At 68.1% G+C, this 14665-nt stretch carries 14 protein-coding genes; 13 read left to right on the top strand and 1 reads right to left on the bottom strand.

Annotated elements, in window-relative coordinates; translation table 11 throughout:
- Positions 1 to 7 precede the first annotated feature (7 nt).
- The 6 genes from Q8O14_02995 to Q8O14_02970 all read left to right on the top strand — a co-directional run bounded on the left by Q8O14_02995 (position 8) and on the right by Q8O14_02970 (position 6258).
- A complete protein-coding gene (locus tag Q8O14_02995) occupies positions 8 to 658 on the top strand; it encodes a MotA/TolQ/ExbB proton channel family protein (GenBank protein MDP2359707.1) in 651 nt (216 codons plus the stop codon).
- Positions 659 to 1294, top strand: a complete 636-nt coding sequence (locus Q8O14_02990; protein MDP2359706.1) for a biopolymer transporter ExbD — start codon at positions 659 to 661, stop codon at positions 1292 to 1294.
- Positions 1295 to 1303: 9 nt separating this feature from the next.
- Positions 1304 to 1858 (top strand): biopolymer transporter ExbD, encoded by a 555-nt coding sequence (locus Q8O14_02985; protein ID MDP2359705.1) that lies wholly within the window; start codon positions 1304 to 1306, stop codon positions 1856 to 1858.
- 9 nt (positions 1859 to 1867) lie between these two features.
- The gene (locus Q8O14_02980) at positions 1868 to 2911 is read left to right on the top strand and encodes an AgmX/PglI C-terminal domain-containing protein (GenBank protein ID MDP2359704.1); all 1044 of its coding nucleotides are present in this window, start codon (positions 1868 to 1870) and stop codon (positions 2909 to 2911) included.
- A 96-nt stretch (positions 2912 to 3007) separates the two neighbouring features.
- A complete protein-coding gene (locus Q8O14_02975) occupies positions 3008 to 5578 on the top strand; it encodes a glycoside hydrolase family 2 TIM barrel-domain containing protein (protein MDP2359703.1) in 2571 nt (856 codons plus the stop codon).
- Entirely contained in the window at positions 5575 to 6258 is a 684-nt protein-coding gene (locus Q8O14_02970; GenBank protein ID MDP2359702.1) for an RpiB/LacA/LacB family sugar-phosphate isomerase, read from the top strand. The genes Q8O14_02975 and Q8O14_02970 overlap by 4 nt, the downstream gene beginning before the upstream one ends.
- A gap of 8 nt (positions 6259 to 6266) precedes the next feature.
- Here Q8O14_02970 and Q8O14_02965 read toward each other — a convergent pair whose 3' ends face one another.
- Complete coding sequence (locus tag Q8O14_02965; protein ID MDP2359701.1) at positions 6267 to 6500, bottom strand: hypothetical protein; 234 nt, start codon at positions 6498 to 6500, stop codon at positions 6267 to 6269.
- Positions 6501 to 6848: 348 nt separating this feature from the next.
- On the opposite strand from Q8O14_02965, the gene Q8O14_02960 reads away from it, so the two are divergent.
- From Q8O14_02960 to Q8O14_02930, 7 genes are all read left to right on the top strand, one after another.
- Positions 6849 to 8474, top strand: coding sequence for a SpoIID/LytB domain-containing protein (locus Q8O14_02960; GenBank protein ID MDP2359700.1), 1626 nt, complete (start codon positions 6849 to 6851; stop codon positions 8472 to 8474).
- Between the two features lie 5 nt (positions 8475 to 8479).
- A protein-coding gene (gene prfB / locus Q8O14_02955; protein ID MDP2359699.1) for a peptide chain release factor 2 occupies positions 8480 to 9599 on the top strand; the annotation gives its coding sequence in 2 pieces (ribosomal slippage) (positions 8480 to 8557 and positions 8559 to 9599; 1119 coding nt in all).
- An 11-nt stretch (positions 9600 to 9610) separates the two neighbouring features.
- Entirely contained in the window at positions 9611 to 11116 is a 1506-nt protein-coding gene (lysS, locus tag Q8O14_02950) for a lysine--tRNA ligase (GenBank protein MDP2359698.1), read from the top strand.
- Positions 11113 to 12348, top strand: coding sequence for an ABC transporter permease (locus Q8O14_02945; GenBank protein ID MDP2359697.1), 1236 nt, complete (start codon positions 11113 to 11115; stop codon positions 12346 to 12348). The genes lysS and Q8O14_02945 overlap by 4 nt, the downstream gene beginning before the upstream one ends.
- Complete coding sequence (locus tag Q8O14_02940) at positions 12338 to 13018, top strand: ABC transporter ATP-binding protein (GenBank protein MDP2359696.1); 681 nt, start codon at positions 12338 to 12340, stop codon at positions 13016 to 13018. The genes Q8O14_02945 and Q8O14_02940 overlap by 11 nt, the downstream gene beginning before the upstream one ends.
- Before the next feature lie 38 nt (positions 13019 to 13056).
- The gene (locus tag Q8O14_02935) at positions 13057 to 13452 is read left to right on the top strand and encodes a hypothetical protein (protein ID MDP2359695.1); all 396 of its coding nucleotides are present in this window, start codon (positions 13057 to 13059) and stop codon (positions 13450 to 13452) included.
- Positions 13453 to 13457: 5 nt separating this feature from the next.
- Positions 13458 to 14510, top strand: a complete 1053-nt coding sequence (locus Q8O14_02930) for a hypothetical protein (protein ID MDP2359694.1) — start codon at positions 13458 to 13460, stop codon at positions 14508 to 14510.
- The last annotated feature ends 155 nt before the right edge of the window (positions 14511 to 14665 follow it).

Here is a 14665-nt window from a genome sequence, read left to right as displayed (position 1 = left end):
GGACTTCATGAACCCCTTTGTGCAGCTGCTCAATGCCACGGCTTCCACCGATCCGGGCGCCAGCTTCTTCTGGTTGATCTGGCTCATCGGTCTGTTGGCGCTGGTGGTCTTCGTTGAGCGCCTGATCACGGTGAACTTCAAATCCAACATCGACGCCGCCCGCTTCTCCCAGGACATCTTCAAAATGGTCAGCGCGGGGGACGTGTCGAAGGCGTGGAAGCTGGCGGACAGCATGTCGGAGAAGGCCCTGGCCTACATCTACGCCCGCGCCCTGAAGGAAGCGGTGGACCGTGAGATCGTCGACTACCGCAACATCCAGAACGCCGTGGACGAGGCCGCCCTCGAGATCATCCCCAAGCTCACCAAGCGGACCGCCTGGCTGCAGACCTTCGCCAACGTCTCCACCCTGGTGGGCTTGATGGGCACCATTTTCGGCCTCATCCAGTCCTTCGCCGCCCTGGCCGGTGGCGGCGCCGGAGCCTCCCAGGCCCTGGCGGCGGGCATCTCGACAGCCATGCTTACCACCTTGAGCGGCCTGATCGTGGCGGTGCCGGCGATGCTGGCCTACAGCATCATCAACAATCGCACCAACTCGATCCTGGCGGACATCGACGAGTACTCAGTCAAGTTGATCCATCTGATCACGCGGAGCAAGTAAGTGGCCTTCAAACCTACCCGGCGACGGAAGTTCGTGGGCCAGGACGAGGAACTGAACATCACGCCGATCATGAACCTGGTGGTGGTGCTGATTCCCCTCCTTCTGGCGACCGCGGAGTTCGTCAAGTTGGGGCTCCTGGAGACCCGCCTGCCGCCCGCCGCCGCCGGGGGCGGATCCGGCATGTCCGAGGAGCAGGACAAGCCCCTGTCGCGGCTTTCCCTGGTGGTGTCGGTGGACGAGGGGGGAAGCGCGGTCTCGATCATGGGCGCCACCAGCCAAAGCGCCGAGCCCGGCCGCTACCGTTATCTGCCGCGCCTGTCCGACGGCCGGCTGGATCTGGCGGGCCTGGGCGCGGAGCTGACCCGCATCCGGCGGGAGATCGTCGTGCCCTCCATCACCGGCAAGGTGCAGGAGGAGGACGCCCTCGGCAAGCCGGTCTTCAACGCGGACGGCAGTCCCCGCATGGTGGAGGCCTATGGCTACGATGATGCGGAGAACGTGATGATCAGCGCGCCCAACGACCTGCAGTTTCAGGTGCTGGTCAGCTTGCTGGACGCCTGCCGCAGCATCAAGAATCCAAGCACAGGGGAGATGGAGAAGCTCTTTCCCAGTCCCCTGATGGGCAAGATCCAGTAGGAGGTCGCCGTGGCGGCACCAAGCAACATGCGGCGCTGGGGAGGCTCGGGCGGGGTCCCGCAGGGCATCCCGCTGACCTCGATGATGGACCTCTTCACCATCGTCCTCCTCTTCCTGATCAAGAGCTACTCTGCGAGTGGATCGCTGGTGATGGAGGTGGATCAGCTTGAACTGCCCGCCTCCAACATCAACACGACGCCCCGCGAGGCTCTCTCCATCGTGGTGGACTCGGGGCGTCTGAGCGGCGTGGCGGGCGTCTTCACGGAGAGCGGGGGCGAACGCCAGGAACTGCTCGACGACGCGGGCAGCCTGCTGGGCCAGGCGGCGGGGGCGGCGGCCTTCGATCCGCGCTCCATGATCCTGCGCGGCCTGGAGAATTTCCTGCTGGTCAAGGCCGCCGAGGCCCGCGACCTGGAGACCCGTTTCGGCATCCCCTTCCAGGGGGAGATCACGATCCAGGCCGACGCGGCCGTGGATTACAACTCGATCCTCAAAGTCCTGGCCACCTGCGGTTCGGCGGGGTTCAACATGACGGAGTTCGTGGTGGTCCGGAGCAGCAACTAGGAGAGGACCGTGTCCGCTTCCCCTGCCGCCTTGGCGGCTTATCGCAAGAGGCCCTTCTCCGGGCTGGACGCGCTGACCGTCTGGCTCTTCGTGATCTTCGGCCTCATGGAGCTGGCCATCCTCTATGTGGGCAGCCAGATGGAAGTGCGGGAACTGAGCCAGGAGGAGATCCAGGAATTCTTCGCCACCCGCTTTCGGCGCATCGAGCAAATCAAGGCGCCCGAGGCCGCCGCCCCCATCGCGGAAGGGTTGACCACGCCCACCGACGTCGTCGAGGAGCAGGCGGAGGTCGGCCAGGAGGAGCGGGCGGAGCGCGAGGTGCTGGACCGGCCGGTGGAGCGCCAGCAGGGCAGCGCCCAGCAGGCCGAGGCGCGGCGCGGCGCGGCGGCGGAGCGCCGGGCCAGCCGGCGGGAGGCCATCTCGCAGGAATTGGTCAATTCCACCGGCGGCATCGCCTTGGTGACGGGCTCCAGCGGAGGCGCGGCGGCGCGCGGCCTGGTGGACGCCGCCCAGGTGACGGGGGGCGGCGCCGTCTCGACAGAGGGGCTGGTCGGCATGGTGACGGGCCAGGCCGCCGAGAACGCCCGGCGCCTCAAGACGGATGGTCCCAAGGGCGGCGGTTCGGGCGGAGTCAACCTGCAGGGCGCGCTGACGGGCGTGGATGTGGCGGTGGGTGGCGGCACGGTGGGCGATCTGCTCGAGGGCGGAGTGCAGACCTACGACCGCAGCGGCAAGTTTGCCGGGGAGCAGGCGCGCAGCGCCGAGGCCCTGCGCGCGGCCATCGCCGGCTACTCGCCCGGCCTCAAGGATTGCTACGAGCGGCAGCTGCAGCGGGATCGCGGGCTCAAGGGCTCGGTCCTGGCCAAGTTCACCATCAAGGCCGACGGCTCCGTCGCCGATGTGGAGCTGACCCAGCCCAAGTGGTCCGATCCCAACGCCGGGCGCCGGGTGGAATCCTGTCTCAAGCAGAAGATCTCCAGCTGGCGCTTCGATCCCATCGATCCTTCCATGGGTGATTTCAAGATGGGCCAGAAGATGGCCTTCGGATCCTGAGCGACCGCCCGGTGCGACCATCCGGGGCACCTGCAACACACACACAGACAGGCGGCGGCAGTCCCTCCGCCTGTCTCCTTTTGACGGGACACGCGGGTGGGCCACCCGATCCATTGGCTGGTCATTCTGTTGCTGGCGGGTTGCCTGGGCGCCCAGCCGCACTTCCTTCCACGTCCGGGTGAGAGGCGGGAAGCTGTCTGGCTGCCGCGGCTGGACAGCCTGGACGCTCGCGTCCACGACTTGTCCGGTACCTGGCAATGGAACATGGCGGAGGGACCGGGCGGCGGAGAGTGCCTGGTGCCCTCCTGCTGGACCGGCCATGAGGGGGAGATCCGCTTCCAGCGCAGCTTCACCTTGCCCGAGGCGGGGGTGCAGTCCTCCTGGCGGCTCTGGTTCGGCGGCGTTTCCTATACCTGCCAGGTCCTCGTCAACGGCAAGTTCCTCGACCGCCATGAGGGCGGCTCCGCCTCCTTCGAGTTGGAGATCCCCGAGCGCTTCCTGCAATTCGGACCGCCCAACCAGCTGGAGGTCCTGGTCGACAACCGGCTGTCGGCCCGCCAGTCCCTTCCCCTCAAGACCCAGAGCGGGGATCCGGCCCATTTTGGCGGCATCTACCGGGAGGTGCTGCTGCTTGAGAGCCCGCGCCTGACCGTGGGCGACCTGCGCTGGGACTTCCCGGCCACGGGGGATCGCCTCCAGCTCCGTCTGCGTGTGCGCAACCAGGAATTGCTGGGACTGGACAGCCTGCGCCGCGCGCCGGATCTCTGGGTGGACGCCGCCCTGCGTGATCCGGCCGGTTCCCTGCTGGCCGCCGTCCGGTTGCCGATCCAGGTCCGGCCGTTGGAGAGCCAGGAAGTGGAGCTGCTGCTGACGGCGTCGGCCCGCCTCCCGCTGTGGTCGCCCGATCATCCCGATCTGCTGGAACTGACCCTCTCCCTCAGCCAGGATGGGCGCCTGATCCATCGCCGCCGGCAGGCCATCGGTCTCAAGCAGGTGGATCTGGACAAGGGACAGCTGCGGCTGAATGGCGCACCCCTCTTCCTCCAGGGCATGACCTATGTGGCCGACCATCCCGCCACGGGGATGGCCATTACCGCCGCCCAACTCAGGCGGGACCTGGAGGCCATGAAGAACATGGGTGTCAATCTGGTACTGCACATGAGGGGGGCGCCCCACCCCGCCCTCAGCCAGGTTTGCGACCAGCTGGGCCTCCTCCTCATGAGCGAGCTGCCGGTCTGGCAGGTGCCGCCCCGCCTTGTCTCCCGCGCCGCCTTTCGCCAGGCGGCCCTCGTCCAGGCCCGCGAGCTGGTCCACCAGAGTCGTGGCAGCGCCTGCTGGCTGGGCCTCAGCATGGGCAGCGGCCTGGACTTCAGCACGACGGCGGCGCGCACCTGGATCGACGACCTGCAGGTCCTGCGCACGGAGGGCCAGTTCCTGCTGGCGGCTGGTGGCTTCTTCACCGGTGCTGGCACGGAGGGGGCGGAGGCGCTGCGAGGCCTGGATCTGCTGCTGCTGGAGTCCTTCGGCCAGGATGTGCAGGCGCAGCTTCCCGACTTGGCCCGGCCCGTCCTGCTGTCGCGCCTGGGCTGGCCCGTGGAGGTGGGCAACCTGGCCGGATACGAGGACCCCTATAGCGAGCTGCACCAAGCCTGGGCCCTCCAGTCGGCCTTGGGCCAGGCGCTGGCCGCCTGGAAATCCGGCGCGGCAGACGCGCCCGCCGGCACCATCGTGCATGGCTACGCCGACTGGCGGGGCGGACGGCCGCAGCTGGCCGCCCCACCCGGCCAGGACCCCCTGCTGGTCACGCAGGGCCTCTTCACCGAAGACCGCGTGGCGCGCGCCTCGGCCAAGGAGGTGGCCAATCTTTTCTCGGGGGGAGCGCCTGGCACCCTCAGCCGCGGGGAGTACCAGTCGCCCCACCCTCCCGCTTTCGCCCTGGTGGGTTTTGGCCTGCTCATCCTGCTGCTCATCGGCTGGCGCCAGAACAACGTCTTCGGGCAGAACCTGCGCCGCAGCTTCATCCATTCCCACGGCTTTTTCACGGACATCCGCGACCGTCGCGTCTTCCAGTTCGGGCAGGCCATCTTCCTCCTCGTCGTCGTGTCGGGAGCCATGGCCCTGCTGGGTTCCGGCTGGCTCCATCTGTTGCGCAAGAGCCCTTTTCTCGACCGTTTGCTGGGCCTGGTCGTGGTGTTGGACCCTTTGCTCCACTGGATCCACCGCCTGGCCTGGAACCCGCTGGAAAGCGTGGCGCAACTGTCGCTGGCCCTGCTGGGCGGGCAGATCCTCTTCGCCATCGGCCTGCGCGTGCTGGGCCTGTTCAGCAACGCCCGCTTCACGCTTCGACAGGCCATCACGCTGCTGGCCTGGAGCTCCACCAGTCTGCTCTTCACCATCCCCATCGGCATTGTCTTCCAGCCCCTCATGCTTTCGCCGGCGGCTCGCATCCCCACCGTTTTCCTGCTGGCCGTGCTCATCTCCTGGTATCTGGTCCGCCTTGTCAAGGCCCTGCGCATCGCCTTCGAGGGCCGTTTCTACGGCATGTTCGGCCTGATGGGAGTGCTGGGGCTGGCCACGCTCCTGCTCGTCCTCTTCTGGTACGAGCGGTCCCAGAGCCTCTTCGAGTACATCGATTACTACCGGCGCATCCACGGGGGGTGGGGATGAGGCGGCCTGCGGTCGGGCGGCACGATTCGGGTGTCGTGTTGATCACGGCCGAACGCGTGAGGCGGGAGGCCGGCGCGGCCGGGGGCGGCCGGCTGCTGCTGCCCAGGGGCCGCTCCGTCCTCACCGACGAGGCGCGGGATTTGGCCCACCGGTTGGGTGTCGTGCTGGAATGGGTGGAGGACCTGCCGCGACCGGTGGCCGCCGAGGCGGGGGAGAACCCGGCGCGGCGGGATCGCGTCCAGGTTGCCCTGGCCAGCGACCACGGCGGCTATGCCTGCCGCCTGCACCTCGCCCGGGAGCTGGAGAAGGCCGGTTACACGGTGCGGGATCTGGGCTGTCCCGACCCCGCCCCCACCGATTATCCCCTGTGGGCCGCGCTCCTGGCACGGGAGGTGGCCGGCGGCGGGGCGGCCCGCGGCATCATGCTGGACACGGTGGGCGTGGCCTCGGCCATGGTCTGCAACCGGGTGCCGGGCGTGCGCGCGGCCGCCTGCGAGTCGCTGGAAAGCGTCACGTCCAGCCGGCGGCACAACGACGCCAATCTCCTCACCCTGGGAGCTCGTCTGGGGGAACAGGCCTGCCTGGCCCTGGCCCTGGCCTGGCTGGCCGAGCCCTACGAGGGAGGCCGCCACCAGCGCCGGGTGGACATGATCATGGCCCTGGACCGGCCGGGCAGCTGAGGCCCGAATCAGAGCTCGGCACTGAGGTCCAGGTAACCCACGCCCTGTTCGAGAGCACGGGCAATCTTGCGGAGGAGGGCTTCCGCCTTCTCCAAATCGACTCCCACGTTCACGACCTGATCGTCGGCGCCCTTGAAATGAAGGGCGAAACTGTCGCTGTGGGTGATGGGGCGCAACTGGATGCTATCCAGCCGCAGGGCATGGGCGCTGATCAGACGATGGGGTCCGGTTTTGATCCACATGCTGGTTGTCTTCCTTCCTTTTCAGGGTTATGTGATTTGTAATGACGATTAATAAGTAGGCAAAATCTAAAATTATAAAATCTTGCCATTAAATAAGCTAAAGCTTACTTTCTTAAAGATCATGTACCACAACCCACCGTGACATGATGCCATATGTGGCCCATTCCATGTGCTTGAGGCAGAATTGGAATGATCCGGCAACCTTGCTTCCCGCCTCCTTGCTGGATAAATTAAGCACTTTCCGGAAAGGCGGCTGAACATGCGGATGTCCGAAGGAATTGATCCGGAAGTGCGAAGCGCAAGCATCAGACCGCTGGAAAGCCGGATATCGACCCAAGGATGCTGACGATGGCTCGCACCAGCAGGAGCAAGAATGCCAGGGCGACGCCGTGGAAGGCCGCGCCGCTCATCCGCGTCCTGTTGGCCGAGCGCTTGAGCAAGATCGAAATCAGGGTCCAGGGACCCTTCCGTCTGGAGACCCTGGCCGGGGACCTGCTGCACCGGCTGGATGCCTCCGACCGCCGCTGGATGGTGCGGACACAGAACGGGGTGCCGGCCAGCCTGCGCCACGCCGTCATCGTGACCGCCACGTCCGACCCGCGCGCCGCCCGGCGGGTGGTGGGCCGCTTGGCCGCCCAGGGTTACGAGGCCCGCATCGTGGAGCTGGGCGCTGTCCAGGCGCCCGACGCGACGGTGCGACCGGGCCGCAAGCGATACCGCGTGGTCTGCGGCTCCTTTGAAGATCCCGCCGCCGCGGCCGAGCTGATGACCCATTTCCAGAACGCGTGGCGACCCCGCCTGGTGCGCGAACGTCTGATCCCGCCGGCCGGCCAGGTGGAGATCACCGACGCGTCCTTCGAGCTGGACCAGGAAGTGGGGGAGGGGCTGCGCATCCGGCCGGAGGCGGGGGGCGCCGTCACCCTCTTCCGCCTGCCCTGCGAGCGCTGGCCGGACAGCCCGCTGGAGGACCGGCGGTTCAGCGGTGACCTCGAGTTCCGGGTGGACAACCATGGCCAGCTGGCCGTGGTCAACGAGCTGGCGGTGGACGAGTGGCTGAAGGGCGTCCTGCCCGCCGAGCTGGAGACGGGCTTTCCCTCCCAGGCCCAGCGCGCCGCCGCCGTGGCGGTTCGCTCCATGGCCCTGGCCATGCTGGGCATGCGCCATCGCAATGAGGATTGGCACTTCTGCGCGGGAGGCCACTGCTTCCATTACAGCGGTCTGACCCACCGCGACGAGGATTGCGACCGGGCCGTGGACGAGAGTCGCGGCGAAGTGATCCTTTGCCGGGACGAGATCTGCGACGCGGTGGTCCACGCTTGCTGCGGCGGCCATGGCGAACACAAGGAGAACGTCTGGTCCACGCCGCCCGAGGCCGTGCTGCGCGGCCGCCCGGACACGGCGGAAGCGACCACGCGGCGCGTCTCCCTGGCCCGGGAGGCGGCGGTGCGGAATTGGATCCTCAATCCGCCGGCGGATTGTCTCTGCCGGGTCACCCGTTCGCAGCACCCCGCCCTGCTCGAACGATCGCGCCGCACCTTCCGCTGGAAGGAGGTCTTCATGCGGGCCGAGCTGGAGCAGATCGTCTTGCGCAAGACCGGCGTCGACCTGGGCACCCTCTATGAGATCGTGCCCGTCAAGCGGGGCGTCTCGGGCCGCATCATCGAGCTGGAGCTGATCGGCAGCCGCCACAACCTGAGGCTGCAGAAAGAGCTGAAGATCCGTGAGGCACTTGCCCCGGGCCGGCTGCTCAGCAGCTGCTTCAGCGTCCACGCCGAGCAGGACGCCGAGGGCCTGCCCCATTCCTTCAGCCTGTGCGGCGCCGGTGAGGGCCACGGCTGCGGCCTCTGCCAGGTGGGCGCCGGCGCCCTGGCCGAAGCCGGTCTCGATTGCGCAGGCATCCTGGACCACTACTTTCCGGGTACCGAGTTGATCAGGCTCTATCCGCCCACGGGCGGTCCACTTGAAAGGACATGACGACGATGGCGATCCTCAAGAGCGACCTCAAGCGTGTGCTGAAGCAGGGCGAGCTGCGGCTGGGGCATTTGCGGAGGAGTCTTTGACGTCGATCGCCGCCAGGAGAAGGCCAATGAGTTGGAGGCCCGCAGCCAGGCTCCGGACTTCTGGGAGCAACCGACCCAGGCCCGCACCATCCTGCAGGAGGCGGCCCGCCTGAAGCAGGTGGTCAACCGCTACCAGCACGTCGAGACGGAATGCCGGGACATCGCCGACCTACTTGAACTGTCCGCCGAGGACGAGCTGGAGGAGCTGGCCCAGCTGACGCGCACCCTCGAGGCGGATCTCGACGCGCTGGAGTTGGCCACCATGCTGTGCGGGCCGGACGACGAGAAGAACGCCATCCTCACCGTCCACCCCGGCGCCGGCGGTTCGGAATCGGAGGACTGGGCGGGCATGCTGCTGCGCATGTTCCGGGCCTTCTGCGAGAGCCAGGGCTGGAAGATGGAGACGCTGGACGAGCAGCCGGGCGAACTGGCCGGCATCAAGAACGCGTCCATCGAGATCAGCGGCGCCAACGTCTTCGGCTACCTGCGCAGCGAGATCGGCGTGCACCGCCTGGTGCGCATCTCGCCCTTCGACAGCCAAAGCCGCCGCCACACCAGCTTCGCCAGCGTCTTCCTCTATCCCGTGGTGGAGGAGGAGGACCCGGAGATCGTGATCGATCCCAGCGAGATCCGGGTGGACACCTACCGCGCCTCGGGGGCGGGCGGCCAGCACGTCAACAAGACGGACAGCGCCATCCGCATGACCCACCTGCCCAGCGGCATCGTTGTGCAGTGCCAGAACGAGCGCAGCCAGTCCCGCAACCGCGCCACGGCCATGAAGATGCTCAAGAGCCGCCTGCTGGCGAAGAAGCGCGACGAGGAGGAGGCCAAGCGGGTCGTGCTCGAGGGCACCAAGCTGGACAACGCCTGGGGCTCGCAGATCCGCAGCTACGTGCTGCACCCCTACAACATGGTCAAGGACCACCGCACGGGGGTCGAGACCAGCGACACGACCGGTGTCCTGGGCGGGGAGCTGCTGCGCTTCGTGCGCGGCTTCCTGCTGGATCCCGTGCTCAACCGGCCCCGCGCCGACAAGTGAGGGACGACACCATGTCCATCGAAGAGGGGCCGCGCCTGGCGCCCGTGCTCCAGCAGCGCCGTGAGAAGCTGGAGCGCCTCCGCGCGCTGGGCGTCGAGCCCTGGCCCATCGGTTTCACCCGCGAACAGCGTGTTGGGGAGGTCCACGCCCGCTTTGATGAATGGGCGGAGGCGGGCAGCGCCCTCGCCCTGGCCGGACGCCTGATGGCCATGCGGAGAATGGGCAAGGCAAGTTTTGCCGAACTCCTCGACGGCGGGGAGAAAATCCAGCTTTACGTCCAGCGGGACGCCGTGGGTGCCGATATCTACGATGTCTTCAAGCTCTTTGACATCGGCGACATTGTTGGCGTGAATGGAAAAGCATTCGTTACGAAAAGCGGCGAGCGGTCCATCGAAGTCAGTCATATCCGCTTGCTGGCCAAGAACCTGCACCCCCTGCCCTCCTCCAAGGAGAAGGACGGTCAGGTTTTCGACGAGTTCACCGACAAGGATCAGCGCTACCGCCAACGTTATGTGGACCTGCTGGTCAACCCGTCCACCCGGACGGTCTTCGAGCAGCGCAGCCGCATTGTGTCGGCCATGCGCCGGCACCTGGAGATGGCGGGCTACCTGGAGGTGGAGACCCCCATCCTGCAGCCCCTCTACGGAGGAGCGGCGGCGCGCCCTTTCGTCACCCACCACAACGCGCTGGACATGCGGCTCTATTTGCGCATCGCCAACGAGTTGTACCTGAAGCGCCTGATCGTGGGCGGCTTCGACCGTGTCTTTGAATTCGCCCGGGACTTCCGCAACGAGGGGATGGACCGCTTCCACAACCCCGAGTTCACGCAGTTGGAGTGCTACGCCGCCTACCAGGACTACCGGGACATGATGAGCCTGGTGGAGACCCTGGTCAGTGGTCTGGCCCTGGAACTGCACGGCACGACCCGTGTCGGCCTGCGCGGCCACGAGGTGGAGTTGGCCCCCCCGTGGCGGCGTGCCACCCTGATGGATCTGCTGCGCGAGGCGACGGGCGAGGACCTGCTGGAGATGGACGAACCCGAACTGCGCAAGCTGGCCGGGCGGCACCACGTGGAGGTGGAGCCCACGGCCGGCTGGAGCGGCATGGTGGACGCCATCTTCGGCGAACTAGTGGAGCCGGGTCTGATCCAGCCTGTCTTCGTCTGTGATCATCCGCGCGAGATGAGTCCCCTCGCCCGCCGGCACCGCGAGCATCCCCGCTTGGTGGAGCGCTTCGAGGCGGTGGTGGCGGGCAAGGAGCTGTGCAACAGCTTCACGGAGTTGAACGACCCCATCGACCAGAGACAGCGTTTCCTGGAGCAGCACGCCCTGATCCAGCGCGGCGACGCGGAAGCCCACCCCCTGGACGAGGACTTCATCCGCGCGCTGGAGATCGGCATGCCGCCCACCGCCGGCCTGGGCATCGGGATCGACCGCCTCGTCATGCTCTTGACGGGGGCCGAGTCCATCCGCGACGTCATTTTCTTCCCGACCATGCGGCCCCAGGGTCCGGCATGAGCGGCGGCTGGGAGGCGGCGGTGGCCCTGCGCCACCTGCGCGGACGGCACCACCTGGGCTTCATTTCGGTCGTCACCTGGTTCTCCGTGCTGGGCATCTTCCTGGGCACGGCGGCCCTCATCCTCGTCCTGGCGGTGATGAGCGGCTTCGAGAGCGAGGTCCAGGGACGCATCGTGGGGCTGGACGCCCACCTGCGCGTGCGCAGCTGGCACGAGCGCGGCATCGCCGACCACGAGGCCCTGGCCCAGCGGCTGTCCGGCCTGCCGCACCTGCGGGAGATCCATCCCTACGTCCTGGACAAGGGCATGCTGCGCTTCCGCGGCGAGAGCGAGGGGGCGGTCATCCGCGGCAGCACGCCGGAGGGTCTGGCCACCGTCCTGCAGCGCCCGGAGTCCCTGCTCGAGGGCAGCCCGGTGGTGGAGGCGCGGGAGGAGGACGGCCTGCCCGGCATCCTGGTGGGTCGCTACCTGGCCGCCGGCCTGGGCGTGGTCACGGGCGACACCCTGCTGCTGCTGTCCCCCACGGGCATCGTCTCCACCTACAGCCAGCCCCTGGTGCGCCGCTTCCAGGTGAGCGGCATCTTCGAGCTGGGCATCTACGAGTTCGACGACGCCATCGCCTTCATCAGCCTGGCCGAGGCCCAGTCCATCTTTCGCATGGGCTCCCTCGTGACGGGACTGGAGATCCGCCTGGACAACGTGGAGCGGGCGGGCGCGGCCAAGAACTGGCTGATGGAGCGCCTGGACTATCCCCTCGCCGCCTGGACCTGGTATGACATGCACAAGAACCTGTTCAGCATGATGAAGCTGGAGAAATGGATGATGTTCATCATGCTGAGCCTGATCGTCCTGGTGGCGGCCTTCAACATCATCTCCGTCCTCACCATGGTCACCATGGAGCGCCGGCGGGAGATTGGCATTCTCAAGGCCCTGGGCGCCGACCCCGCCGCCATCCGGCGCATCTTCGTCCGTGAAGGCCTGCTGCTGGGAGGCACGGGCACCCTGCTGGGCGCCGCGCTGGGCCTCTTCATCTGCTGGCTGCAGATCCGCTTCAAGCTGCTCAGCCTGCCCCCGGACGTGTACTTCATCAGCACCTTCCCCGTGGAGCTGCGCTGGCCGGATGTGGTCACGGTGGTGCTGAGCGCGCTGGTCATCAGCCTGCTCGCCACCCTCTACCCGGCCTGGCGGGCCAGCAACCTGCATCCGGTGGAGGTGATCCGCCATGAAGGATGACCTGCTGCTGACGGCCCGCGCCCTGTGCAAGAGTTTTCCCCACCCGGGGGGAACCGTGGACGTGTTGATGGGGCTGGACCTGGACGCCCGCGACGGCGAGATCCTGGCGGTGGTGGGGCGCAGCGGCTCCGGCAAGAGCACGCTGTTGCATGTGCTGGGAGGACTGGAGGCCCCCAGCGCGGGAGAGGTCCATCTGCTGGGCGAGAGCCTGTGGGCCGGCGGCGAGGCCGCCCGCGCCCGGCTGCGCGCCCGCAGCGTGGGCTTCGTCTTCCAGTCCCATCACCTGCTGCCCGATTTCAACGCCCTGGAGAACGTGCAACTGGCCGGCCTGATCGCCGGTCTGGATCCGGCCCGGGCCGAGCACGAGGCCCGCACCTGGCTGGAGCGCTTCGGACTGGATCACCGCCTGACCCATCACCCGGTCGAATTGTCGGGCGGCGAATGCGCCCGCGTGGCCCTGGCCCGGGCCCTGGTCCCCTCTCCCGCCATCCTGCTCGCCGATGAACCCACCGGCAACCTGGACCGCCTGCAAGCGGACCGGGTGCTGGCGGACGTCCTGGGGATCATGGCCGAACCCGGCCGCTGTCTCATCATGGTGACCCATGACCCCCATCTGGCCCGGATCGCCCATCGCGTTCTGGAACTGGAAGACGGCCGAATCAACGGATAGCGGGGGGCGGACGCCCGCCGCGCACGTGGAGGTGTCCGATGATTTGCCAGGTCTGCAACGAGCACTCCGCCGCCTTCGAACGAGGCGACGGATCGTATCACCTGCGCATGTGCTACACCTGTCTCTCCCGCACCGGCCTGCATCTGCTGAGCGGGTGGCGTCTGCTCCCCGTGGGGCAAGTGCCCGAGCCCTGCCCCGACTGCGGCCTGGGCTGGGAACTCTTCGCCCGCAGCGGCCGCGCCGGCTGTCCGGCCTGCGCCCTTCGCTTCACGGCGATCCTGGAGGGCTTGATCGGCGGGAATGGGGCCCGCCCGGTCCCCCGGCGGACGGAGCACCCCCCCGCAGAGAGCGATCTCAGTCTGGCCCTGCTGCTGGAGGACTACGAGTTGGCCGCCCGCATCCGCGACCGGCTCGACCAGGAGGAGGCCCCCTGAAGGAGTTGATCCCCCGCCTGGGCGAGGAGTCGCCGGGCTGGCTGCCCGATGACTCCCATCCGCTCCTCTTTGGACGCCTGCAGGTCTCGCTCAACCTGCCCGGTCGGGCCTTTCCCGCCCGGATGACCGAGGCCGCCCGCCTGGCCCTGCGCGATGAATTGACGTCCACCCTTTGGCCGCAGGGCTTGCCCCCCCGCCATGGCCTGCTGGCCAGGTTGGGCGGGGAACACTGGGAGTTCCTCTCCGAGCGCTGGCTGCAGGAGCCGGCCGACTGGGGGCACGGCGAGGCCCTGCTGGTGGTGGAGGAGGGCGAGGGGCGGGACACCCTGCTGGTGGGCGAGGACCACCTGCGGCTGGGCTTGCGGGCCCGGCCGGAGGAGCTGGAAGAGGCGGCCCGCGACCTGGACGGGCGTTGCCGGACCCTGGAGGCCGGGGCGGGGCTGGCCAAGGATGAGTCGGGCCGCCGCCTGGTGGCCAACCCCTTCCTCTGCGGGAGCGGCTGTCACGGCTCCCTCGTGCTCCACCTGCCGGCCCTGGCCTGGTGGGGGCAGGTCGAGGAGCAACTGGACCCGCTCTACGAATGCGGCCTCAGCTACCGCACGTGGCAGGAGGGCTTCGGCGACTACGTGGTGCTGGAGAATGTGCGGGGCGATGCCTGGCCGGACGGTGAAGCCCCGCCCGCCGAGGGCCCGGTGCTGCTCACGCTGCGGCGCCTGTTGGAGGCGGCCCGGCGGCTGGAGGAGGCGGAGCGCTCCGCCCGCTCCCAGCTCAAGCGGCACCGCCGCCTGGAGGTGGAGGACCGCGTCCTGCGAGCCCTCGCCCTCTGCCGCGCTGCCCGTCTGATGGGCTATCCGGAACTGGTCGAGCAGCTCTCCCTGCTCCGCCTGGGCCGTCAATTGAAGGAAGCCGGCTGGGAGCTGCCCGCCCTGCCCGGCCCCTTCACGCGCCTCCTGCTCAGCCTGGCGCCCGCCCACCTGGCCCTCCGCGGTGATGCCGCACGGGACGGTCGCCAGGCCTCCGCCCTGCGTGCCAGGCTGCTGCGGGCGGCCCTGGACTGACCCGTCCCTTTGGTTGGACATGGGCGCCGGGCATGTTCACAGGGGGCGGCAAGCCTTGCCGAGGTGTCCGACCATGGGTCGGACACCTGTTCGCAGAAGCAGACACTCCCCGGCCACCTCTCCACATGGGGCAACAGCTCGCCCGCCCGGCGCGA

The sequence above is a fragment of the bacterium genome (assembly GCA_030685015.1).
Lineage (GTDB): Bacteria > CAIWAD01 > CAIWAD01 > CAIWAD01 > CAIWAD01 > CAIWAD01.
The sequence above is the reverse complement of the archived record's forward strand: the minus strand, read 5'-3'. Positions and strand labels throughout refer to the sequence as shown.